The organism is Citrobacter sp. FP75 (genome assembly GCF_018342065.1).
Lineage (GTDB): Bacteria > Pseudomonadota > Gammaproteobacteria > Enterobacterales > Enterobacteriaceae > Citrobacter.
Genome location: NZ_JAFDOE010000007.1, coordinates 194,953 through 216,087, shown reverse-complemented (window position 1 = coordinate 216,087; position 21,135 = coordinate 194,953). Strand labels below are relative to the sequence as shown.

Genomic DNA, 21,135 nt, shown 5'->3' with positions numbered 1-21,135 from the left:
TCCGAACAATCGGAGGTGAGGCTATGGCCAGAATGAGCACTATATACAGCAGACTTTCATATGGAACAGGAACCACGCTAACAGGATGCGGTGTCTCGTCGAAGGCATACGCTGTTACAACAAAAGAGGTGTCCGGGATGTTGGCAGACAGAATAACGGATTTAAGCCTGAGTGATTGGGCGATTATCGTTGGTATTGCCTGCACTGTTATCACCTGCGTTGTGAACTGGTATTACCGACGCAAAGAAAGGGAGGATCGTCTCAATGGTTATGTCCCCGGCGCTGAGAAATAAGTTAAGCGCAGCTGTTGTTGGCCTCATCCTCGCAGGGGCATCGGCACAACAAATTCTCGATCAGTTCCTTGATGAGAAAGAAGGTAACAGCCTGACGGCTTACAAAGACGGCTCTGGTATCTGGACTATTTGCCGTGGTGCAACGATGGTAGACGGCAAGCCGGTAGTGCAGGGAATGAAACTGACTCAGGCTAAATGTGACCAGATAAATGCTATAGAACGAAACAAGGCGCTGGCATGGGTGGAGCGAAATATTAAAGTTCCACTGACCGAACCGCAGAAAGCAGGGATCGCATCATTCTGTCCGTACAATATTGGACCCGGTAAATGTTTTCCTTCCACATTCTACAAGCGCATCAATGCTGGCGACCGTAGAGGTGCATGCGAGGCGATCCGCTGGTGGATTAAAGATGGTGGTCGTGATTGCAGGTTAACCAAAGGCCAGAAAAATGGCTGTTATGGTCAGGTAATTCGTCGGGATCAGGAAAGCGCGCTGACGTGCTGGGGGATAGACCAGTGAATAAATTCGTTGCCGTTCTGTTGCTGGTAGTCGGTGCGTTTATCGCTGGAAACACATGGAGTGATCGGTTCTGGCAAAAGAAATGGGCTGACCGTGATAAAGAGGAATACTCCCGCGTGGCCAACGTGCAAACTGCCGTCCGCATGATTGAGCAGGGGCGGGTTATCGCCCGTGATGAGGTTGTAAAAGATGCACAAGAAAAAGCAGCGAGGGCTGCTGCCACTGCTGCTAGCTTGTCTGCCACTGTTAGTCAGCTGCGCACTGAAGCCACAAAACTTGCCACCCGCCTGGACGCCGCAAAACACACCGCAGATCTTGCCACTACCGTCAGAAGCAAAACAACCGACGCCACCGCCGGAATGTTTGCCGACATGCTCGGAGATATTGCAGCAGAAGCTAAACGGTATGCTGGAATCGCTGATGAACGCTACACAGCAGGAATGGCGTGCGAATTGATTTACGATTCAGTGAGAGAGTCAAACAACAATTTTCATGAAAAATAAGTATGGCTCGAGTTTTAAGATAATTTGCGGGAGCTCCTGACAAGCTAATAAAAAAAAGATATTGTGTCGTTGTTCTTTAAAGGAGTGAGGGAAACGATATGAAAAAGAAACTAGCGATTACCGCCTTGGCTTTGCTGCCTCTGATTGCCAGTGCAGAAGGTAATCCATATCTTTTCGATTTTGTGCAAGGCAAAGAAACCGGAAAAGCTTATCACGATCTGATTGGCAAAAGAAATCTACCTTCATGGGTAAAGAATGGCGGCACTAGCAGCCCGGCAAATGAAATAACAATTGGCGGGGTTAAGTATCTTGCCTTATCTGGTTGTAAGCCTCATAGCTGCTCTGAGCAATCAATAGCGATTCTATACTCCTTAGATAAGGGCGATATTCATGGTGTGTTCTCTGAATATGATATTACAACCAGTCGTCAAAGCCTTACCTGGATGAACCTTGATCCGATTGATTCGGGTGAAATGAGAAACATACTATTCAACAGGTTGAACGGCGACGTATCAACTACTAAGTAATTATCACTGTAAACCGCCCATCATTAGGAGTCAGTTCATGTGGGCGGTTTTATGTACTAATACATGGCACAGCACTATAGTGGAGTAACAACTACAGGCCGCTATCAGTGTAAGGGTAATAAAACCTCAACTCGCCATAGCGATTATAAATATGATCAAAGCCAGCAGAACAGCAACTGTAGATATTACATCTGATGTTTTTGCGGATGACTTTCGTTGATGTCGGGCTGTTTGCTGCACCAGGCGCTGGCCTTTACTACCTCTGGGCATCCATTTCATTTACTTTGTCCTCATAGCTATACATGACACTCATCTACGAACATCACTTAATTTGCCAATATTGAATATGATTGTGAACAACTCTTTGTACAAAATAGAAGAGGATAAGGCTGCTCTTATCAAAGAACTGCATGGGGCTATTACAGCACAACTTACAGGAGAAATGGACTGGGTGAGGACTCGGGCATTTTGGGCTGCGCGATTGCCAGGTATTCCATCAGAGTTGTTGGCTGAAGCCCTCGCTTCTGCAATAAACAAAGGTGCTGGGCTTTTGGCTTCTAAATAATAGTTCACCTTGTTTGTGTGGGTCCTCCCGGGAATTTGAAACACCGAGGGGACGTGGACACGCGGAAAACGGCTGGTTTTTTGTATTTTATCGGCATCATCATCTTTCTATTAACTTGTTGATATTTCAAATATGAAATTATTCATGATGTCGATTTGGTTAAATATTGTTCATCATCATGGATAACGAACTGAAAAATCTTCGCCTCAACATTAATCAGCTGGCGGCACTGACCGATCTGCATCGTCAGACCGTCGCCAGCAGACTGAACAATATTGAGCCTGCCCCCGGAAGTAACTCCCGCCTCAAGCTTTATTCGGTTCTGGATATTCTCAGGGAATTACTGGGCAGGACGCCGACGCTGGAGCCGGTTGCCGTTGACAAAATGACGCCGCCGGATCGTAAGGCGTGGTTTCAGTCTGAGCGTGAGCGCCTCAAGTTTCAGCAGGAGACCGGAGAGCTTATCCCGACCTCAGAAGTCAGTCGGGAATTTGCCTCGATGGCAAAAGCGGTTGTTCAGGTGTTGGAAACTCTGCCGGATATTCTTGAGCGTGACTGCGCAATGACACCATCAGCCGTCGTCAGGGTTCAAAAGGTTATTGATGACCTGCGGGATCAGATAGCCCTGAAGGTTGAGCAGGCAGATACGCCGGAACAGGAGGACAGTTCGACAGAAGAGGAGTAAGCCATGCGACAGGCCACGGCGGCAGAGGTCAGAAAGAATACCGCCGGGATCATAAAGGCACCGCGTCGGATGCCTGTTGCCGAGGCCGTGCATAAATATATGCGCGTTCCGGTGGGTGTTGGTAACTCCGTTGAATGGGATCCGCATCTTGCCCCCTATGTCGTGGAGCCGATGAACTGCCTGGCGTCACGCGAATATGATGCTGTCATATTTGTTGGTCCAGCGCGAACGGGTAAGACGATTGGCCTGATTGATGGCTGGGTGGTGTACAACGTGGTGTGTGATCCGTCGGATATGCTTATCGTCCAGATGACAGAAGAAAAAGCGCGTGAACACTCCAAAAAACGTCTGGCCAGGACATTTCGCGTCAGCCCGGAAGTGGCATGCAGGCTGAGCCCGTCGCGTAACGATAACAACGTCCATGACCGGACGTTTCTTGCAGGGAACTACCTCAAGATTGGCTGGCCCTCCGTTAACATCATGTCATCCTCAGATTTCAAATGCGTGGCGCTGACGGATTACGACAGATTTCCGGAAGATATTGACGGGGAAGGCGATGGCTTCTCGCTGGCCTCAAAGCGCACCACCACCTTTATGTCTGCGGGCATGACGCTGGTGGAGAGTTCGCCTGGTCGGGAAATCACCAATACCAAATGGCGGCGAAAATCACCTCATGAAGCGCCACCCACCACCGGAATCCTGGCTTTATATAATCGCGGCGATCGCCGTCGCTGGTACTGGCCATGTCCGCATTGTGGGGATTACTTTCAACCAGCTATGGAGGCGATGACAGGTTACCGGGAGATTGCCGATCCGGTTAAAGCCAGTGAAGCTGCGCATATCGTCTGCCCGCACTGTAACGGGGTGATCACCGCTGATAAAAAACGGGAGCTTAACGGACGTGGTGTCTGGCTTCGTGAAGGTCAGCTAATTGATAAAACAGGGAGTATTACGGGTGATGCTCGACGTTCCCGAATTGCATCATTCTGGATGGAGGGGCCCGCTGCGGCTTACCAGACCTGGGCACAACTGGTTTACAAGTTACTGACGGCAGAACAGGACTATGAAACCACGGGCAGTGAAGAAACACTGAAAACGGTGATCAACACTGACTGGGGCCTGCCTTATCTTCCGCGTGCAGCAACCGAACAGCGACGGGCCGATGTGCTGATGCAGCGGGCGGAGGACTACGGTAAACGCCTGGTGCCGCCAAAGGTGCGTTTTCTGCTGGCATCGGTGGATGTGCAGGGCGGGAAGAAACGCCGTTTTGTAGTACAGATAATCGGTTATGGTGAGAACGGCGAACGCTGGTTAGTGGATCGCTATAACATTCGTCAGTCCCTGCGCTGTGATGAAAATGGCGAGGCGCTTCCGGTTCACCCTGGCTCTTACCCTGAGGACTGGCAGCTGTTGATCATGGATGTGCTGGAAAAAACGTATCCTCTCCAGTCAAATCCATTCCGGCGAATGCCTGTGCTGGCTATGGCAGTCGACAGCGGTGGTGAGGATGGCGTGACGGATAACGCGTATAAATTCTGGCGCAAATGCCGCCGCGATGGCCTGGGGAAACGGGTTTATCTGATAAAGGGGGACAGCACCCGACGCCAGAAACTGATCACCAGAACACACCCTGACAATACCGGACGAAGCGATCGCCGGGCTGATGCCCGTGGCGAAGTACCGGTATATCTGTTGCAGACTGACCTGCTCAAAGATCAACTCAGCAATAACCTGGAGCGTGAAACTCCAGGAGCCGGGTATATCCATTTTCCCGACTGGCTCGGGGAGTGGTTTTACGAGGAGTTGACGTATGAGGAGCGGGGAAGCGACGGAAAATGGCGCAAGCCAGGTAAAGGGAACAACGAAGCATTCGACCTGTTCTGCTATGCCCACGCTGTTGCCATTCTGCGTGGTTACGAAAAAATCCGTGACTGGGAGCAACCGCCAGCCTGGGCGGCATCTCAGGACACGAATCCGGACATTATTGACGGGGAACGCCCCGGGGAGATGGTAGTGAAAAAAACGATACCCGCTCGTTCATCTCCGGTTGCCGTTACTGAGCAGGCCAGCCCACTTTCTGGCGGCTGGCTGGGTGTCAGTGGCAACGGAGGGTGGCTATGACGAAATCTGAAATCCAGCAGATGTTGGTTACGGTTCGACAGGCTTACCGTGATTCTCTTGACGGGAAAAGCGTGTCTTTTACTGGCGTGAATGGTCGTGCCATTACCAATCATGATCCCGTCGCACTTCGTAAAGAGCTTGAATACTGGGAAAAACGCTGGCAGGCCGTCAATGGTCGCAGCAACACCTTCAAACTCGCTAACTTTTTATAAGGTCATCCATGGGCATTTTCGACAGGGCACTTGGCGCTATTGCGCCAGGGTGGGCTGTTTCGCGCGCCAGAAACAAGATGCTTCTTCGGGCGTATGAGGCAGCGCATCCCTCCAGAGTGAACAAAACAAAACGTGAGAGTCGCTCGGCAGATACTGTGGTGGGTGTTGCTGGCGTGTCTCTGCGAGAGCAGGCGCGGGCACTGGATCAAGACCATGACATTGTGATCGGCCTGCTGGATAAGCTGGAAGAACGGGTCATTGGTGCCCAGGGGATCCAGGTGGAACCGCAACCGCTCGGCCTGGACGGTAAGCTGCATGAAGAATTTGCGGCAAAAATATCAGCACTTTGGTCCGAATGGTCGGTTCGTCCGGAGGTGACGGGGATGCTGACCCGTCCGGAAGCCGAGCGACTGGCGCTGCGTTCAGCACTGCGTGACGGAGAGATTTTCGCGCAGCTGGTGCGTGGCCCCGTTGCCGGACTGACACACGCAAGCAGTGTTCCGTTTTCACTGGAACTGCTGGAGGCTGATTTTGTTCCGCTTAATCTGAACAGCATATCGGGGCAGCAGATCCGCCAGGGGATTATCGTCAACGACTGGGGCCGCCCTGTTGGTTACCGGGTTTACAAATATCATCCGGCCAATATGACGCGCTTCAGCGCTGAATTGAAAACTGTTTCGGCAGAGAACATGTTGCACATTGCCCTGCGTAAGCGCCTTCACCAGTTACGCGGTGTAAGCCTGCTTCATGGGGTGATCCGTCGTCTGGGCGATATAAAGGATTACGAGGAGAGCGAACGTGTGGCGGCCCGCATTGCTGCTGCGCTGGGCTTCTATATTAAACGCGGTGATGCCGCCAGTTTTCCGGCATATGAAGACTGGAAACCCTCAGAGCAAAAGTACCGTCACTTTGATATTGCGCCGGGCATGATTTTTGACGACCTGGGGCCGGGTGAAGATCTTGGCATGGTTGAGTCAAACCGCCCGAACGTTCATCTCCATGAGTTTCGCAATGGGCAGTTGCGGGCGGTCGCCGCCGGGAGTCGCGGCAGCTATTCCAGTATTGCCCGTGACTATAACGGGACCTACAGCGCGCAGCGCCAGGAACTGGTGGAAAGTTACGAAGGCTATAACGTCCTGCAGCAATGGTTTGTGGGGCAGTTCAGCCGTCCGGTGTACCGCGCCTGGCTGGCGATGGCGCTGCTTAATATGGATATCCCTCCTGATATAGACAAAACCACACTTTTTAATGCGACCTATCTTGGCCCGGTAATGCCGTGGATTGATCCCGTCAAAGAGGCCGCAGCATGGAGGGCCATTTTGCGTGGTGGTGCCGGAACGGAAGCTGAGTGGATCCGTGCCCGTGGGCAGTCGCCGCAGGAGGTCAAACGCCAGCGTATGCGTGAAACCGAATTTAACCGACAAAACGGGCTGGTGTTCGATTCCGACGCCGCCAACGATAAAGGAGTGCTCCCTGATGCAGCAAATGATAAACCCGCCCCGTCGCGGGATGATGATTAATCCCCGCGCCAGCCTTGCGGGGGTCGATGCCGCAAACGGTCAATGCTGGTACGAAATCCGTGCGCAGGCGACCGGACGGGTGGAAATTTTCCTCTATGACGTGATTGGTGGGTGGGGTATCACTGCGCAGCAGTTTGTTGCCGACTGTAAGGACGCGGGGGTGTTTGAGGCCAGCACCATTGATCTGCATATCCACAGTCCGGGTGGTGATGTGATGCAGGGCTTCGCCATCTTTAACACGTTGTCACGCCTGAAAGCGAAGGTGGATATCTGGGTGGATGGTGTTGCCGCCAGCATGGCTTCAATGATTGTCTGCCTTCCAGGGGCAACGGTACATATGCCGGAAAACGCCTGGATCATGGTGCACAAGCCCTGGGGCGGGATCTCCGGAGATTCCGATGATATGCGTGATTATGCAGACTGGCTGGATCGCAATGAGGCACTGATGCTGTCGGCCTACATGAACAAAACTGGGCTGGGACAAGAGGAGCTGGAAGCAATGCTGAAAGCGGAAACCTGGCTCAGCGGCGCTGAGGCCGTGGAAAAAGGCTTTGCAGATTCCCTTGAACCTGAATTACAGGCTGCGGCTTGTGTGAATCAAAATAAACTGAAGGATTACCAGAATATGCCAAAACAGGTTAACGCTCTTTTTGCTCCGCGTGCAGAAACACTGGCCACTCCACAGCTGGATATTCAGCCTCCGGCACCGCAGATGCCTCAGGCCGCATCGCAGCCTGGTTCAGTCGATATTGCGGCACTAGCCACTCAGTTGCAGCAGCAGATGCAGGTCGCCAATGCGGAGCGTGTAAGTGCTGTCTCTGCCGTGTTTGACGCATTTCCGACATTTGCCTCGCTGAAAGCGGAGTGTCTGAGCGATTTCACCTGCTCGGCTGAAAAGGCGCGTGACCGACTGCTGCAGGCGCTGGCGGCGGGCACCACGCCCTGTGCAGGGCCGGGAGCAGCACACATTTATGCGGGCAATGGCAATCTGGTGGGCGATTCCATCCGTGCGTCAGTGATGGCCCGGGCCGGGTATGTCGAAGCAGAAAAAGACAATGCTTATAACGGCTATACGTTGCGCGAACTGGCACGTGCATCATTGGTTGATCGCGGCATCGGTATTTCCGGGCATTCCGCGCCGATGGCAATGGTGGGGCTGGCATTCACCCACAGTAGCAGTGATTTTGGCAATATCCTGATGGATGTGGCCCATAAAGCGGCGCTGCAGGGCTGGGACAGCGCCAGTGAAACCTTTGATCAATGGACCCGCAAAGGTACGCTGTCAGATTTTAAAACTGCGCATCGTGTGGGGCTGGAAGCCTTTCCGACACTGCGACAGGTGCATCCGGGTGCTGAATATAAGTATGTGACCCTTAAAGATCGCGGTGAACCCATCGCGCTGGCCACGTATGGCGAGCTGTTCAGTATTGACCGCCAGACCATCATCAACGATGACCTGGATATGTTGACCCGTATTCCGATGGCTATGGGGGCCGCAGCGCGTACTACGGTGGGCGATCTTGTCTGGGCCGTGCTGACCAGCAACCCGAAAATGGCCGACGGTAAGCCGCTTTTCCATGCCGATCACTGCAACCTTGTGACCGCAGACCTGTCCGTTGAAGGGCTGGATGCGGGGCGCAAGGCCATGTTGCTGCAAAAATCTGGCAGCCGCCGCCTGAACATTCGTCCGGCCTTTATGCTGACACCTGTCGCCATTGAATCGCGAGCGAATCAGTTAATTAAGTCTGCCAGCGTGCCGGGGGCAGATGCCAACAGTGGGATCGTCAACCCGATCCAGAACTTTGCCACCGTTCTGTCAGAAGCTCGTCTGGATGACAGCAGCCCGACCGATTATTACCTGGTGGCAGAACAAGGCCGTGACACGATCGAAGTGGCTTACCTTGACGGTATTGATACCCCGTATCTGGAACAGCAGCAGGGCTTTACCGTTGATGGGGCGGCATTCAAGGTTCGCATCGATGCCGGGGTGGCGCCGCTTGACTGGCGCGGCATGGTCAAAGTTAAAAAACAGTAATTCACCGCCGCATCAGGCGGTTTTTTTTATTCAGGTGACACCGCTGGGTGTCGCCTATACCGGAGGTGAAAATGTCAAAAAACTATGTTCAGGACGGAACGACCGTTGAGTGGGTGAACGACAGCGGAAAAACCGTCGCATCCGGGGAACTGGTCGTCAAAGACAATCTGGTCGGGGTGGCTCATGCGGATATTTCGCAGGGGAGCACTGGTGTACTGCATACCACGGGGATTTTTGCATTACCCAAAGAGGCCGAGGAACTGACGCAGGGTAAACGGGTATATCTCAAGTCTGATACTGCCACGTTAACAGCAACAGAATCAGGTAATGCGCTGGTGGGCACCGTATGGGCAGCCGCAGAGACCAGCGACGCCACCGTGTGTGTTCGCCTGGGTTACTGATGCGCAACTTTCATGAACGGCTGATGCGGGCAGATGCCCGCATAACGAGACTCTTTGCTGAAGCATGTCCGGCAGTGCTTCACATCGGTAATGAATGCCGTCCGGTGAATGTAATTTTTGAAACGCCGGATGCACCGGTCAACGTACCGGGCGGTGGGGAAATCAGCAATCACGCCCCGGCCTTCAGTGCCATGACGGCGGATATTGCCGGGTTGTCAAAGCATGATGAGGTTGTGGTGAACAATGTTCGTTACCGGGTGACACATGTCGGTGTGAACGAAGCCGGACGTACCCGTGTCACGCTGGCCTATGGCGCACCGGGAAACGTCCAGCCGCCGATTGAACAATGGAGCTGATATGGCGCGAGGATCCAGACTGCGACGGGATTTACCTGTCGATATTGATGTGGATGCTATCTGGCAGATTGCGGACAGTATCGGTGCCACACAAAAACAGTTTCGGGCGGCTTACTCCCGGGCGCTCAGGCGAACCGCTGCGACACTGCGCAAAAAAACGCTGGCTGATCTGAAAGACGGGCTGGCCCCGCGAAGTATCGGACTGGTGCGTCGTCGTCTGCTCTTTTTTCGCCTCGACAGAGGTTCCCGACTGGATAACTTCAGGCTCTGGTTCGGTCTCAACGCCATTAAGGTGAAAGACCTGAAAGGGCGTATTAACGGACGGTTACGTCCGCACCATACCCAGCGGGATAAATCTACGGGGCGCTTTATCAAAGCGCGGCGACAGACGAAAAATGCCGGGTTTACGCCTAAAGGCAGCCTGCTTTCGGCACTGATCTTCGAAAACGGGGAAGTCGCCCGCTCAAAACGTGAGAACCGACGAACGGTGGTCATTCGTGATCCGCATACCCGCCGTACCCGGGAAGCGGAGGTGGATATTTACGAACCGATGCTGAATTACATAGAAGACAACGCCTTTGCCGAGGCGATGGAAATTTTCATGCACCATTTTGAAATGGATATCCGAGGGCGTGTGAAAGCCCGGGTATCTGTATGAGGTCGTCACAATGGCTGAACCTTTATCTCTGGCGCGATACCACGAGGCAGTTACCAGTACGCTGAAAAAGATAACGTGGGTACGCGACGCTGGAGCCTATCCTGAAAAAAATATCCCTCGTTTCACCGGGCTGGTGACACCCGCCGTGTATTTCACCATTAACAGCTGGGAGCAGAACGGCGGCAACGAGGGGCAACTCAATGTTGAACTTTCGTGTGATCTTTTTGTGGTGGTCGATGCCGCGTCCGGTCTCAGTTGCCCGGAAATCTTCCTGCGAACAGCGGCGGCAGATATTACACAGTGGATTGACGGGCAGCAGTTTGGCCTGACACACATTTCACCCGCCGTATTCACTACTGCGGAGCGCGACGAATTTGATCCGCGTATGGATGACTATCTGGTGTGGCGGGTGTCGTTTACCCAGAGTGCGGCTTTCGGCGTGGATCCGTTCGCCAGAACCGGTATGCCGCTGAATCAGGTGTGGCTGGGCGCTGTACCGGATACGGGGCGTCAGCATGTGGATGACTACCACCTTATCTGGGAGGCGAGTACTGATGAGTGATATTGCGGGGGATTTACAGCGTAGGCTGGCGAATCTGGTACGGCGCGGTGTGATTCATTCTGTTCGGCATGACGGCATCCCCAAATGCCGGGTTGATCTCGGGGACATCGTCACCACCTGGCTACCGTTATGTCAGGGCTTTTCCGGAGCAAACCGAGCTGACTCAAATCCTTATGCCGTCGGTGATGCTGTGACGGTGTTGTCGGAGGCCGGTGAGTTAAATAACGGGCGTGTTTTCCCCGGCTGGAACACGGGAAAACTGCCCGTACCGGAAGGTAGTGACAGTGAGCACATCACCCGATACAGCGACGGAACCGAGATTCGTTATGACAGGGCGGCGCATGCCCTGACGATCGCGCTGACGAGTGGTGGCTCTTACAAAATTGTGGGGAAAGGAACACTGGATGGCCCGGTTGAAGTCACGGATACCCTGACTGTACAGGGGAAAACTCAGATTAATGCTGACACAATCGTGAAGGGCAACATTGGTGCCTCGCAGGAGATTACGGATAAAACCGGCAGCATGAGTGGGATCCGGCAAACATTTAATACCCACGACCACCCCGGAGACAGTGGCGGGACCACGAAGAAACCTAATCAGAAAATGTGACCTGCTGCGGCAGGTTTTTTTATGCCTGGAGAAAAACATGTCTCAGTTACATGGTGTTGAAACAATCGAACTGACCTCGGGAAGCGTGGCGGTTACAACGATCCAGACCGCCATTATTGGTCTGGTGGGGACTGCGCCGGATGCCTCTGCCGGGAGTGCAGCAACTGTCACTACCGGGACACCGATTCTGGATAATGTCCTGAATTTCAGAGCAAAGGTCGCGGGCAAGGCTGGCAATATTATCCAGGTGGATGCAGTGGCAGCGGTACCGGAAACGGAGAGTCCGCAGGCCGTTAACACATCGGCCTCTTGGGATGATTCTGAGCGGAAACTAACAGTGATTCTGGGGTGTGATGAACATGGCGTGATAACGGCCCGACCCACTGATGTGGCCAGTGTCGTCAATGTGCTGGATGGGGGCAAAGTGGAGGCCGAAGGTAGTGGTGACGGTCTGGTGGCCCCGTTCAGTGTAAAACTGGAAGGGGGCGAAGATGAGCCTTTTCCGTTGAATACGCCAGTGGCTGTGGCTGGCACCGCATTGATTAACCGACTGGGTGATAGTGGGACACTCAAACAGGCACTAACGGACATCAACGATCAACGTAATGCGCTGACGGTAGTGGTGCGGGTGGCTGATGAAACTGACGAAGCGAAAAAACGCGCCGCAGTTTTGAAAGGAATTGGGCTTCTGTCATCAGCAAAATCCGTTACCACGTATCAGCCGCGTATCGTGATTGCACCGGGATTCAGTGAAGATGATGCGGTTGGTAAGGCACTGGAAACTGTGGCCGGAAAATTACGCGCTGTGGCTTATGTTGATTGTGCTTCCGGTGCTTCGCTTCAGGATGTGGTCCAGCGCCGTCAGTCCTATGGTGCCCGCACCGAACTGTTGCGTCCGCGTGTTCAGGTCAGTAATGCCGAAGGGCAGTTGGTTTATCGCCCGTACTCCGCGTTTGCCGCTGGTCTGCGGGCCCGGATTGACTATGAAAAAGGCTGGTGGTGGAGTAAATCGAATCAGGATATCAACAATATCCTCGGTGTGGAGCAGATCGACGAGTTTATTCTCGGGGATGAAAACTGCGATGCAAACCTGCTCAATATGCAGAACGTGTCCACCATCATCCGTCGTGCGGGCTTTAAACACTGGGGAAACCGTCTGTGTGCAACAGATCCGCAGTGGCGCTTTGAATCCGTGCGACGCACGGCAGATGTTATCGAGGATAGTATCCAGGAAACCATGCTGGAGTATGTTGACCGTCCACTGGATCGGGAAAATGCCGATGACATTATCGGCACCATCAATGCCTACATGCGACAACTGGTTGGGCTGGGTGCCATCTTCGGCGGTCGTGCCTGGCTGGACGAAGAACTGAATTCAGCAGAGAGCATGGCGGCAGGTGTCCTGTATATCAACTATGACTTTGGGCCGAAATCGCCGACAGAACTTATCAGCCTGCGCGTTCGGGTGAATAACAAATATGCGCTTGAGGAGATGCTGGCAGCATGAGCGATAAAAATACACTACGCGCCTGGACCTTTTTCCGGCAAGGGATCCGTATTCAAGGAGCGCATGAGTTTACGCCGCCGTCGCTGACTGTCGTGAAAACAGACCTGCGAACGGGTGCCCAGGATGCGCCAACACCCGTTGATGACGGGATGGAAGCGCTGACCTGTCAGGTGAAATTTTACGGTCTGGATACGGATATGCTGGCCAGCTTTGGTTTTGTCAGTGGCAGTCGTTCCCGTTTTACTGCCTATCAGGGGTATCTCGGTAACGGCACTGCACGCGGCACCGTTGAGGAAATTGAGGGATTTGTTCAGGCCGTTACACCGGATGCACGGGGCAAGGACAATCTTTCTGAAAATGCCATCACGGTCGATATTGCTGTCAGTTATTACCGACAGACGCTGGAAGGGCGCGAGCTGTTTGCCATTGATACCGAGCGTTTTTCCCGCCGCGTGAATGGTGTCGATTTGCTTTCCGGACTGGCAGCAAAAGTTCGTCTCTGATTTTCCCTTTTCTTCGACTGACTGACGGCCTGCGGGCCGTTTTTTCATGGAGGTGATTATGCCTTTTCCCGGTGAAACCCGTGTTATCAGACTATTTTCCCCTGTCACCCTCGACGGTGGCGTTGTCCTTGACGAAGTAACGATGCGTGAGCCGCTGGTGCGTGACCGTATTGCTCATGCAAAAGATCGTGGCAACGAAGAAGAAAAAGAAGCCCGGATGATTGCGCTGTTGTGCAACCTCAGTGAAAAGGATGTCTGGCAACTGACGGCTGCAGACTATGCGCAATTACTGGACGCCTTCAATGTTTTTATGCTTCCGCCCGCGAAACGTCCGAAAGACATCTCCTCCGGGCGATAAGACTCCTGGGACGGCGACTGTATTTTCCGATGTCGGACTATCTGGATATGCCGTTCAGTACTTTCTCTGATTTTCTCACTGATGAACTGGAGATGATGAATCGTGGGCGGAATAGGCCAGAATCTTAAAGCCGTTATCACGTTTGGCGGCAACCTGGACAGTTCATGGCAGCGTTCGGCTGAGGGCTTGCAACAGTGCCTGAAAGATGTCGGGAAACGCTCAGAACGGCTGACAAAGGACCAGACTAAACTGGCTGCCGAAATTAAGCGTGCGAAACTGGCGGGCGAAAGTCTGGGGGATTTGAAACGCCGTTATAGCGAAGTCTCCAGGGAGATCCGGAAGACCGGGGCGGAACAGCAGAAACTGAATGCCCAGATACAAAAAGCGCAGCGGATTGAGGCATTCAAAGGAGCCGGAAAGGGATTATTCCGGCGAGGGATGGGGATTGCTGGACAGGTCGGTGGCATGTTTGGCACTGGGCTGGCGTTCGGTGGTGGTGGGGTGGTTGCCTCAGCGCTCGGTACGCTTATCGCGCCAGCGGCAACGAATGCCGAAACCGCCACCCGCGCCAGTGTGGCGAAAAGCTATGGCGTGGATGTAGCCACTTTTAATGCCTGGGATTCGCTGGCTCGACAGTACGATATGAATGCCGAAAACATCGGTGACCTTTTTGAAGAGTATCTGCACAAAGCGGGTGAGTATAAACAGAACGGGAAACAGGGTTCACTTCAGGATGCCTTTGAAACGCTCGGTTTTAAGACGGGTGATTTTGCCGGGCTCAGTGATATGGCTCAGTTCGATAAAATCGTTGAGCGTGCACTCAGCCTCCAGGATGAGGCGAAAGCGTCTTTTGCGCTGGATTCTCTTTTTGGGGGGGAAGCCAGTAAGTTACTGATGTTGATCAAACAGTCAGGTAGAAGCTACCGGGAACTAATGGATGAGCAACGGCGTTATAACCTTGTGACCCGTGAGGGCGCCGAGGGAGCCATTGCCGGTAATCAGGCCATCAGCAATCTGCGAACGGTGTTCTCTTCGGCGGTTGCGGAAATTTCCGGGCAACTGGGTAATGAACTGGCTCCCGATATCCGGCGGTTAACGGACGATCTGTCTGACTGGTTCAAAGGTGGTGGCGTCAAACGTATAGTCACTTTCCTGCGTAACGATCTTTATCCAGGGGTGTTGTCCTTCGGCCAGGGCGTAGTTTTTGTCGGCAAAATTGTGTATGCGCTGGCTAAAAAACTGGCCTGGCTGTTGCCGGATGAACGGGAAGATCAGCGCGATGTCCTGCAGGCGCTAGCCAGAAATGGTTCCGTCGACATCGCCAGATTGACAGCGCAGCGCAAGGGACAGGGTGAATGGTTTGAACAGCAGTTAAAAGCACATCCAGAATTACCGGAAAAAGTTAAGCAGTCCTGGACATCGACTCGTGGTTATTTTGGTTTTGACTCGGATGATGAAACCTTTAGCCAGTCTGTTGAACAATATCTGACCCCGAAAAGTAACGAAACGCTATTAAACTGGAACGCCACTTTGCAGCAAAACCGTGAAGGCATCACACAGCATGATTCGGCAACAAAAAACAGCGCAGGGGCATGGGGCAATTATGCGTTGTCAGTATCGCCTGATGCAGTTTATCCAGAGATTACGCTTCCTTCACCGCAACAGAAAGTCACGGCTCCGCGTTCTGTCAAACCACAAGAAGATAATACAGGCGGTTACTGGGAAACCCTGCTGCAGAAAATGGACGAACTGGATAAACAGTTCCCTTCCAGGCAGATTATCGATAATAGGAAGTTTGATTATCACTTCGAAATTAATGCTGCACCTGGGCAGGATGAGAAAGCCATTGCAGATAAGCTGACCTCTGTAACCAGAAACCATTCTGCTTTTAACGGTGATAACAGTCTAACCGATGGGGGGCTTGTCTGGTGAATGACTTCACGCCTTTGATTGATGAGTTCGGCCTGCAAAAAGCAGGCGCCTTGCGTTCGGTCGAAACGGTCCGAGTCATGATGATGCTGGGCAATTTTGCTTTTTCGATTGATACAACGGCCTATAACCAGTTAACCCGCGAAGCGACCTGGCGCTGGAGCGAACAGGAGCGCATTGGTAAACAGGATCTTCTCCAGTACACCGGAAAGCCAGGGCGCACTGTCAGGCTTGAAGGTCAGTCGCATGCCTTTTTTCGTAAAGGTGTGGACCCCGTCAATGACTTGTTTGTGCTTGCCGACCAAGCGAAGCCGCAGCAACTGGTCAGCGGGGAAGGGGATGTTCTGGGATGGTGGGTAGTGATTGATTTTACCGACACAACGAACCGTTTCCTGCCGGGTGGCGGTCATCGCAATAAAAACTGGACCATGACGCTGAAACACTATGCCGACGATATATCAAACCCGTGATGGTGATGTGCTGGACGCCATTTGCGCTACTCATTATGGAACTGAATCACTCTCTTATTCTGTAATACAGGTTCTGGAGGCAAATCAGGGGCTGGCGGATTACGGGGCAGTTTATCCTTCAGGTCTGCTTATCACCCTGCCTGATCTGGCACCGCCCGTTGAGGACTCACCTTTTAGTTTGTGGGATTAATATGGCTAATCAGATTACATCGCCTGAATATGGACCGGCATTCAGCATAAAGGCAGAAGGTAAGGATATTACCCGGACGCTGCAACAGTGCCTTTCTGAGCTGATACTGACGGATTATGGAGGGGCGATGGCGAAAGCCGATGAACTGAAAATCACACTGATTTCTGAAACGCTGGCACTTCCTTCAAAAGGAGCCAGGCTTCAGGTCGCTCTGGGGTTTAATGATCAACTTGTAGATAAAGGCTGGTTTGTTGTCAGCGGAGTTGCCAGTAGTGGACCGCCAAGACGCATTGAGATTTATGCTACTGCTGCGCCGATGAATGCCCAGAAGCAACCTGGTGACGTTACAAGCCAGAAAACGAGAAGCTGGGATAATCTTCGCCTTGAGGATCTTGTCAAGACAGTGGCCGTAGATAACGGGCTTATTCCTCGAGTGGCTGATGTACTGAAAGATATTCACATCAGCCATGTCGATCAGGTGGCAGAATCTGATGCCAATCTGCTCTCGAGGCTGGCCCGGACCTATAATGCTGTGAGTAAACCGTCAGGTGGTTACTGGCTCTTTTTACAGCAGGGGGCTACTACAACGGCTTCTGGGAAACAGACTCGCAGGATCACCATTACACCGGAAGATGTCTCTGAGTGGTCATACAGTGAGGGGCAACGTGGCAGCTCCACGGGCAAAGCTACCGGAAGAGAAGGCAAGTCAAAAGAGAAAATAGGTGTTCGTTATTACGACGAAATGGATGGAAAGACAAAAACCGCCTCCGTCGAACACGATGGCCCGGCAATGACGAATCCATACACTCAGTCTGAGAAAAATACTGCTGAACAGCAGGCAAAAGCCAGAAAGACACTGGCAAAGCGGAACGAACAGAAAATGACGGTTACAGGGCCATGCCGACCGAAGCATGTTCTGCTGACTGCTGAATCGGGTGTTACCACCTCTGGTTTTGGTTCCCGTGAGGACAGGACTTGGGTGGTTGAATCTCTGGCTTTTTCCCTGACACCTTCCGGATTCAGTTATACCTACAATCTGGTAGTCGATGTCCGTAAGCCCGTAACATCTTTAAAAAAATCGGAAAAGCAGGATAAAACGGGGCCTGCTTACTTCGGTTAACCCTTCCTCCATCCAGCGATTTAGCAACGGAAGTTATCATGAACGGTGTAAACAACCGGACTGGCAAACGCCTGTCTGGCGTAGACCATTTGCGCCAGTCCGTAAGCGACATTCTTAGCACCCCCGTCGGAAGCCGTGTTCTCGTGCGTGATTATGGCAGTGAACTGTTTTCGCTGTTGGACAACCCCAGGGATGAGTCTACCCGCCTGCGGATGATTGCCGCGTCAGCGACAGCACTGGCCCGTTGGGAACCCCGGCTGAAAGTGACGCGCGTGCTTGTCTCTTTTCCGGAAGGAGAGTCTGGCTGTGTTGTGAATATCGAGGGGATCAACAAGGAAACCAATTTACCTGTTAAAACGGGGGACATAACGATTTATGGCAAGTAGCTATGACGTAATTAACCTGTCCGAACTCGCTGTGCCGGATGCCATTGTGGTACCTGATGCGGCAGAGATTTTCTCCCGCTGGCTGGCGCGTTTGCGTGAGTTGGATAAGCAGTTTGATGCGCTGGTGGAGTCTGATCCGACATTTAAACAGGGGGAGGTGAATGCCTACCAGCTGACGCTGGCTTTTCAGCGGGTTAATGATGCAGTACGAGCGGTATTTCTGGCGAGCGCCAGAGACGCTGACCTTGATCAGATAGGCGCGGCGTTCAACGTTAGGCGACAGATTATTAAACCCGGTGAGCCAGATGCGGTCCCACCAATAGAGCCGCTACTGGAAGATGATGACGCATTTCGTGAGCGTATCCAGCTTTCGTGGGCACAGCTGAATACCGCTGGCGCACGAAACTCTTACCGCTTTCATGCCAAATCAGCTGATACCGATGTGTTGGATGCGGATGCTTATGGGCCGGAAACGCACAATCGACCGGGTTATGTTGATGTGTATGTTCTCTCCCGGACGGGGGACGGAACGGCAGGGCAGCAGTTGCTGGGTAAGGTAAACAGCACACTGAATGCCGATGAGATTCGTCCGCTAACTGATTTTGTGACAGTGAAAAGCGCCACAATTGCAAATTATGCTGTAACAGCAGAGCTGGAAATCCCAGAGGGGCCGGATGCGCAGGCGGTTCTGAACAACGCAATTAATGCTTTACGTGCATATACCCTGCTGTCCCATCGGATTAAAGCTGTAGTGCCGTTATCCGCAATTTATGCCTCGTTACAGCAAGCTGGAGTGGTTCGGGTAAGGCTCATTTCCCCGGTAGCGGATATTGAAGCGGAAGCTGGTAAGGCGCCGTGGTGTACCGCCATAAATGTCACACGCAGGGGGGTAAGCAGCAATGGTGGGTAAATTTAGATCCCTGCTGCCTCCAGGCGCATTCCCCGAAGAGCGAGCTCAGGAGCAGGCTGGTGCGGAGCAAATCGAGACCCTTGATACCAACATGGTGCGCAAAGCAAGAAATCCGGACACTTGTCCGGCACACCTTCTCCCGTGGCTTGCCTGGGAGCATGCCGTTGATTTCTGGGATGACAACTGGACAGAGACGCAAAAGAGGCAGGTGATAAAAGATGCTGCATATGTTCATCAACACAGGGGCACTGCCGGGGCAGTAAGGCGTTCGCTGGCCTCCGTAAACCTTCCCACAACAGTTGTGGAGTGGTGGGAGGAAACACCGCATGCAGCGCCGTATACCTTTCGGATAGAGGTGCAAAGTAGCCAGGGCGTGAGTGACGCCCTCTATCATCAGATCCGTCAACTTACTGACCGGGCAAAAAATCTGCGCAGCTATCTGAGTAAAATTGATGTGCTGGCGAATGTCGGGATGGACGGAGCTATTTATATTGCGGGGGCGACCACAGCGCATATAGACGTGGACATATTTACCGGGGAATCTCATGGCTGATTATTATTCTATTATCACCAACCGGGGCAAGGAACTGGAGGCTGAAGCCATTGCCAGTGGTCGCTGGATTGTACTTACGCAGTTTGTGGTCGGTGACAGTAATGGTAAACAGGTGCAACCCGATCCGGCACAAATACGGCTGATTAATGAAACATACCGGGGGGATATTGCGGATCTGGTTGTGTCCCCCGAACAGTCCACACAGTTGATGGCGAAAATAGTTTTGCCGACAGATGTGGGCGGTTTTACTGTCCGTGAAGTTGGCCTGATGACTGATGCCGGGGAGCTTTATGCAGTGGCAAACTGCCCGGCGATCGATAAGCCTGTTGGTGGCGTCAGCGTTAATATGCAGTTCCGCCTCGCGGTATCTGATACCTCAAATATTACGCTGAATGTTGCAACAGGCGATGGGTTATTCCTGCGCATTGACCAAAACCTGAAAGAGATAAAAGCGCGGGGCGCGGAAGCACAAAAAACATCGCGTGAATCCATTGGTGTCCTCGATGGCACGACACAACAAAGGGGGCTGGTTCAACTTAACAGCGCTGTGAACAGCACCAGTGAAACGCAGGCTGCAACCCCTGCGGCAGTTAAGATCGCAATGGATAATGCGAATGCGCGACTGGCTAAAGACCGGAACGGCGCTGATATCCCAAACCCTCCTTTGTTTGTTCAGAATATCGGTTTACAGCAAACGGTTAATAAGGCAGCTGGCGCGTTGCAAAAAGACCAGAATGGTGCGGATATTCCCGACAAAATATCATTTTTACGCAATGTCGGAGCTATACCATTAAATCCCCATGGGACAATTGGTAACAATGGTAGGATGGCATCCGCCGCGACGCCGGGATGGTGGGTGGTCTCTGTTTCAGATACTGCCACTGTAGCCGATTTCCCCATGACTCCTGATGGTAGCAAACTGTATGGCTACGGTTTCTTGTTCGTAGGGCGAACAGGGGATGCATGGGTACAGCAATATTTCTCACATAACGGAACGAGCGCTACCCGTCAAACATGGAATGGCGATATGTCTGAAAGTGTGTCGTGGGTGATTGACTACACCACAGCATATAAGCCGACTGCCGGTGATGTAGGAGCGCTGCCTATTGCTGGTGGCACGATCAATGGCAGTCTGGGTATCGGAACACCGAATGCCCTCGGCGGCCACTCAATTGTTTTGGGCGATAACGACACTGGTCTTAAGCAGAACGGTGACGGTATTTTGGATGTGTATACCAACAATGCCCATGTTTTCCGTTTCGCCAATGGAGTGAATAACAGTATCCAGCCTTTAAGGTCTGAGTCGTACATCAGTGCCAAAGGTGGTGTGTATGAGTTTAATGGTAGCCAGGATGTCAGAGTTTACTCGCCGCATAACCCACCACCGGCTACTGACTTATCAGCTTACGCGACTATGAGCTGGGTGTTGCAGAACTTTGTCCAGAATATTGATCTGACCGCGCCTACTGAATTTCAGTTTTGGGACGGGCGAGGTTATATGCGACCGACTGATGGTGCTGCTATGTACAACTTTTCAATGGTGGGTGGTTCCAGCAACGTCGGCTGGATTCAGATCCGCTATACAAGAAAATTGGTTAATAACACCTGGTATGTACTTAATTAAGGCCATAAGGAATAAGC

Annotated in this window: 26 protein-coding genes; all 26 read left to right on the top strand. The window is 52.6% G+C overall.

The window, feature by feature from the left end; all coding sequences use genetic code 11:
* The first annotated feature begins 23 nt into the window (after positions 1 to 23).
* The 26 genes from JQ822_RS24570 to JQ822_RS24445 all read left to right on the top strand — a co-directional run bounded on the left by JQ822_RS24570 (position 24) and on the right by JQ822_RS24445 (position 21,118).
* The gene (locus JQ822_RS24570) at positions 24 to 293 is read left to right on the top strand and encodes an HP1 family phage holin (RefSeq protein WP_075261944.1); all 270 of its coding nucleotides are present in this window, start codon (positions 24 to 26) and stop codon (positions 291 to 293) included.
* Entirely contained in the window at positions 265 to 813 is a 549-nt protein-coding gene (locus JQ822_RS20495) for a lysozyme (protein WP_048216577.1), read from the top strand. Before JQ822_RS24570 ends, JQ822_RS20495 begins: the two co-directional genes overlap by 29 nt.
* The gene (locus JQ822_RS20490; RefSeq protein WP_231593808.1) at positions 810 to 1,316 is read left to right on the top strand and encodes a DUF2514 domain-containing protein; all 507 of its coding nucleotides are present in this window, start codon (positions 810 to 812) and stop codon (positions 1,314 to 1,316) included. Before JQ822_RS20495 ends, JQ822_RS20490 begins: the two co-directional genes overlap by 4 nt.
* Positions 1,317 to 1,414: 98 nt before the next feature.
* On the top strand, positions 1,415 to 1,843 hold the full coding sequence (locus tag JQ822_RS20485) for an Ivy family c-type lysozyme inhibitor (RefSeq protein ID WP_048216575.1): 429 nt from the start codon (positions 1,415 to 1,417) through the stop codon (positions 1,841 to 1,843).
* A 352-nt stretch (positions 1,844 to 2,195) separates the two neighbouring features.
* The gene (locus tag JQ822_RS20480; protein ID WP_156182974.1) at positions 2,196 to 2,408 is read left to right on the top strand and encodes a hypothetical protein; all 213 of its coding nucleotides are present in this window, start codon (positions 2,196 to 2,198) and stop codon (positions 2,406 to 2,408) included.
* A gap of 178 nt (positions 2,409 to 2,586) precedes the next feature.
* Positions 2,587 to 3,093 carry a DUF1441 family protein gene (locus JQ822_RS20475; RefSeq protein WP_213134997.1) on the top strand — a complete coding sequence of 169 codons (507 nt, stop codon included), beginning with the start codon at positions 2,587 to 2,589 and terminating at the stop codon, positions 3,091 to 3,093.
* Between the two features lie 3 nt (positions 3,094 to 3,096).
* Positions 3,097 to 5,214 (top strand): phage terminase large subunit family protein, encoded by a 2,118-nt coding sequence (locus tag JQ822_RS20470; protein ID WP_048216572.1) that lies wholly within the window; start codon positions 3,097 to 3,099, stop codon positions 5,212 to 5,214.
* Positions 5,211 to 5,426, top strand: a complete 216-nt coding sequence (locus tag JQ822_RS20465) for a hypothetical protein (protein ID WP_048216571.1) — start codon at positions 5,211 to 5,213, stop codon at positions 5,424 to 5,426. Before JQ822_RS20470 ends, JQ822_RS20465 begins: the two co-directional genes overlap by 4 nt.
* Before the next feature lie 8 nt (positions 5,427 to 5,434).
* Positions 5,435 to 6,946 carry a phage portal protein gene (locus JQ822_RS20460; RefSeq protein ID WP_137348200.1) on the top strand — a complete coding sequence of 504 codons (1,512 nt, stop codon included), beginning with the start codon at positions 5,435 to 5,437 and terminating at the stop codon, positions 6,944 to 6,946.
* Positions 6,903 to 8,981, top strand: a complete 2,079-nt coding sequence (locus JQ822_RS20455; RefSeq protein WP_137348201.1) for a ClpP-like prohead protease/major capsid protein fusion protein — start codon at positions 6,903 to 6,905, stop codon at positions 8,979 to 8,981. The genes JQ822_RS20460 and JQ822_RS20455 overlap by 44 nt, the downstream gene beginning before the upstream one ends.
* Before the next feature lie 71 nt (positions 8,982 to 9,052).
* Positions 9,053 to 9,382 carry a DUF2190 family protein gene (locus tag JQ822_RS20450; RefSeq protein WP_137348202.1) on the top strand — a complete coding sequence of 110 codons (330 nt, stop codon included), beginning with the start codon at positions 9,053 to 9,055 and terminating at the stop codon, positions 9,380 to 9,382.
* Positions 9,382 to 9,738 carry a head-tail joining protein gene (locus tag JQ822_RS20445; RefSeq protein ID WP_170973529.1) on the top strand — a complete coding sequence of 119 codons (357 nt, stop codon included), beginning with the start codon at positions 9,382 to 9,384 and terminating at the stop codon, positions 9,736 to 9,738. Before JQ822_RS20450 ends, JQ822_RS20445 begins: the two co-directional genes overlap by 1 nt.
* A 1-nt stretch (position 9,739) precedes the next feature.
* Positions 9,740 to 10,396, top strand: a complete 657-nt coding sequence (locus tag JQ822_RS20440; protein WP_137348204.1) for a hypothetical protein — start codon at positions 9,740 to 9,742, stop codon at positions 10,394 to 10,396.
* A 10-nt stretch (positions 10,397 to 10,406) separates the two neighbouring features.
* A complete protein-coding gene (locus tag JQ822_RS20435; protein ID WP_137348205.1) occupies positions 10,407 to 10,958 on the top strand; it encodes a hypothetical protein in 552 nt (183 codons plus the stop codon).
* Positions 10,951 to 11,568, top strand: coding sequence for a phage baseplate assembly protein V (locus JQ822_RS20430; RefSeq protein ID WP_137348206.1), 618 nt, complete (start codon positions 10,951 to 10,953; stop codon positions 11,566 to 11,568). The genes JQ822_RS20435 and JQ822_RS20430 overlap by 8 nt, the downstream gene beginning before the upstream one ends.
* Before the next feature lie 37 nt (positions 11,569 to 11,605).
* Positions 11,606 to 13,075: a phage tail sheath family protein gene (locus tag JQ822_RS20425; RefSeq protein ID WP_137348207.1), complete on the top strand. Its 1,470-nt coding sequence runs from the start codon at positions 11,606 to 11,608 to the stop codon at positions 13,073 to 13,075.
* On the top strand, positions 13,072 to 13,578 hold the full coding sequence (locus JQ822_RS20420) for a phage major tail tube protein (protein ID WP_048216562.1): 507 nt from the start codon (positions 13,072 to 13,074) through the stop codon (positions 13,576 to 13,578). Before JQ822_RS20425 ends, JQ822_RS20420 begins: the two co-directional genes overlap by 4 nt.
* Positions 13,579 to 13,636: 58 nt before the next feature.
* A complete protein-coding gene (locus tag JQ822_RS20415; protein WP_048216561.1) occupies positions 13,637 to 13,936 on the top strand; it encodes a phage tail assembly protein in 300 nt (99 codons plus the stop codon).
* Between the two features lie 102 nt (positions 13,937 to 14,038).
* Positions 14,039 to 15,868 carry a hypothetical protein gene (locus JQ822_RS20410; protein WP_213134996.1) on the top strand — a complete coding sequence of 610 codons (1,830 nt, stop codon included), beginning with the start codon at positions 14,039 to 14,041 and terminating at the stop codon, positions 15,866 to 15,868.
* A gap of 14 nt (positions 15,869 to 15,882) precedes the next feature.
* Positions 15,883 to 16,335: a phage tail protein gene (locus tag JQ822_RS20405; RefSeq protein WP_244849045.1), complete on the top strand. Its 453-nt coding sequence runs from the start codon at positions 15,883 to 15,885 to the stop codon at positions 16,333 to 16,335.
* On the top strand, positions 16,310 to 16,525 hold the full coding sequence (locus JQ822_RS20400) for a tail protein X (RefSeq protein WP_048216558.1): 216 nt from the start codon (positions 16,310 to 16,312) through the stop codon (positions 16,523 to 16,525). Before JQ822_RS20405 ends, JQ822_RS20400 begins: the two co-directional genes overlap by 26 nt.
* Before the next feature lies 1 nt (position 16,526).
* Positions 16,527 to 17,645, top strand: a complete 1,119-nt coding sequence (locus JQ822_RS20395) for a contractile injection system protein, VgrG/Pvc8 family (protein WP_048216557.1) — start codon at positions 16,527 to 16,529, stop codon at positions 17,643 to 17,645.
* 38 nt (positions 17,646 to 17,683) lie between these two features.
* Positions 17,684 to 18,031, top strand: coding sequence for a GPW/gp25 family protein (locus tag JQ822_RS20390; protein ID WP_137348210.1), 348 nt, complete (start codon positions 17,684 to 17,686; stop codon positions 18,029 to 18,031).
* Positions 18,021 to 18,941, top strand: coding sequence for a baseplate assembly protein (locus JQ822_RS20385; protein ID WP_137348211.1), 921 nt, complete (start codon positions 18,021 to 18,023; stop codon positions 18,939 to 18,941). Before JQ822_RS20390 ends, JQ822_RS20385 begins: the two co-directional genes overlap by 11 nt.
* The gene (locus tag JQ822_RS20380; RefSeq protein WP_048216554.1) at positions 18,931 to 19,494 is read left to right on the top strand and encodes a phage tail protein I; all 564 of its coding nucleotides are present in this window, start codon (positions 18,931 to 18,933) and stop codon (positions 19,492 to 19,494) included. The genes JQ822_RS20385 and JQ822_RS20380 overlap by 11 nt, the downstream gene beginning before the upstream one ends.
* The gene (locus tag JQ822_RS24445; protein WP_048216553.1) at positions 19,487 to 21,118 is read left to right on the top strand and encodes a phage tail protein; all 1,632 of its coding nucleotides are present in this window, start codon (positions 19,487 to 19,489) and stop codon (positions 21,116 to 21,118) included. Before JQ822_RS20380 ends, JQ822_RS24445 begins: the two co-directional genes overlap by 8 nt.
* The last annotated feature ends 17 nt before the right edge of the window (positions 21,119 to 21,135 follow it).

What these genes read in the sequence shown, in the direction of transcription:
- JQ822_RS24570 (WP_075261944.1), top strand. Translation starts at nt 24, where the DNA reads ATGGCCAGAATGAGCACTATATACAGCAGACTTTCATATGGAACAGGA.
- JQ822_RS20495 (WP_048216577.1), top strand. Translation starts at nt 265, where the DNA reads ATGGTTATGTCCCCGGCGCTGAGAAATAAGTTAAGCGCAGCTGTTGTT.
- JQ822_RS20485 (WP_048216575.1), top strand. Translation starts at nt 1,415, where the DNA reads ATGAAAAAGAAACTAGCGATTACCGCCTTGGCTTTGCTGCCTCTGATT.
- JQ822_RS20475 (WP_213134997.1), top strand. Translation starts at nt 2,587, where the DNA reads ATGGATAACGAACTGAAAAATCTTCGCCTCAACATTAATCAGCTGGCG.
- JQ822_RS20470 (WP_048216572.1), top strand. Translation starts at nt 3,097, where the DNA reads ATGCGACAGGCCACGGCGGCAGAGGTCAGAAAGAATACCGCCGGGATC.
- JQ822_RS20465 (WP_048216571.1), top strand. Translation starts at nt 5,211, where the DNA reads ATGACGAAATCTGAAATCCAGCAGATGTTGGTTACGGTTCGACAGGCT.
- JQ822_RS20460 (WP_137348200.1), top strand. Translation starts at nt 5,435, where the DNA reads ATGGGCATTTTCGACAGGGCACTTGGCGCTATTGCGCCAGGGTGGGCT.
- JQ822_RS20455 (WP_137348201.1), top strand. Translation starts at nt 6,903, where the DNA reads ATGCAGCAAATGATAAACCCGCCCCGTCGCGGGATGATGATTAATCCC.
- JQ822_RS20450 (WP_137348202.1), top strand. Translation starts at nt 9,053, where the DNA reads ATGTCAAAAAACTATGTTCAGGACGGAACGACCGTTGAGTGGGTGAAC.
- JQ822_RS20445 (WP_170973529.1), top strand. Translation starts at nt 9,382, where the DNA reads ATGCGCAACTTTCATGAACGGCTGATGCGGGCAGATGCCCGCATAACG.
- JQ822_RS20440 (WP_137348204.1), top strand. Translation starts at nt 9,740, where the DNA reads ATGGCGCGAGGATCCAGACTGCGACGGGATTTACCTGTCGATATTGAT.
- JQ822_RS20435 (WP_137348205.1), top strand. Translation starts at nt 10,407, where the DNA reads ATGGCTGAACCTTTATCTCTGGCGCGATACCACGAGGCAGTTACCAGT.
- JQ822_RS20430 (WP_137348206.1), top strand. Translation starts at nt 10,951, where the DNA reads ATGAGTGATATTGCGGGGGATTTACAGCGTAGGCTGGCGAATCTGGTA.
- JQ822_RS20425 (WP_137348207.1), top strand. Translation starts at nt 11,606, where the DNA reads ATGTCTCAGTTACATGGTGTTGAAACAATCGAACTGACCTCGGGAAGC.
- JQ822_RS20420 (WP_048216562.1), top strand. Translation starts at nt 13,072, where the DNA reads ATGAGCGATAAAAATACACTACGCGCCTGGACCTTTTTCCGGCAAGGG.
- JQ822_RS20415 (WP_048216561.1), top strand. Translation starts at nt 13,637, where the DNA reads ATGCCTTTTCCCGGTGAAACCCGTGTTATCAGACTATTTTCCCCTGTC.
- JQ822_RS20400 (WP_048216558.1), top strand. Translation starts at nt 16,310, where the DNA reads ATGCCGACGATATATCAAACCCGTGATGGTGATGTGCTGGACGCCATT.
- JQ822_RS20395 (WP_048216557.1), top strand. Translation starts at nt 16,527, where the DNA reads ATGGCTAATCAGATTACATCGCCTGAATATGGACCGGCATTCAGCATA.
- JQ822_RS20390 (WP_137348210.1), top strand. Translation starts at nt 17,684, where the DNA reads ATGAACGGTGTAAACAACCGGACTGGCAAACGCCTGTCTGGCGTAGAC.
- JQ822_RS20385 (WP_137348211.1), top strand. Translation starts at nt 18,021, where the DNA reads ATGGCAAGTAGCTATGACGTAATTAACCTGTCCGAACTCGCTGTGCCG.
- JQ822_RS20380 (WP_048216554.1), top strand. Translation starts at nt 18,931, where the DNA reads ATGGTGGGTAAATTTAGATCCCTGCTGCCTCCAGGCGCATTCCCCGAA.
- JQ822_RS24445 (WP_048216553.1), top strand. Translation starts at nt 19,487, where the DNA reads ATGGCTGATTATTATTCTATTATCACCAACCGGGGCAAGGAACTGGAG.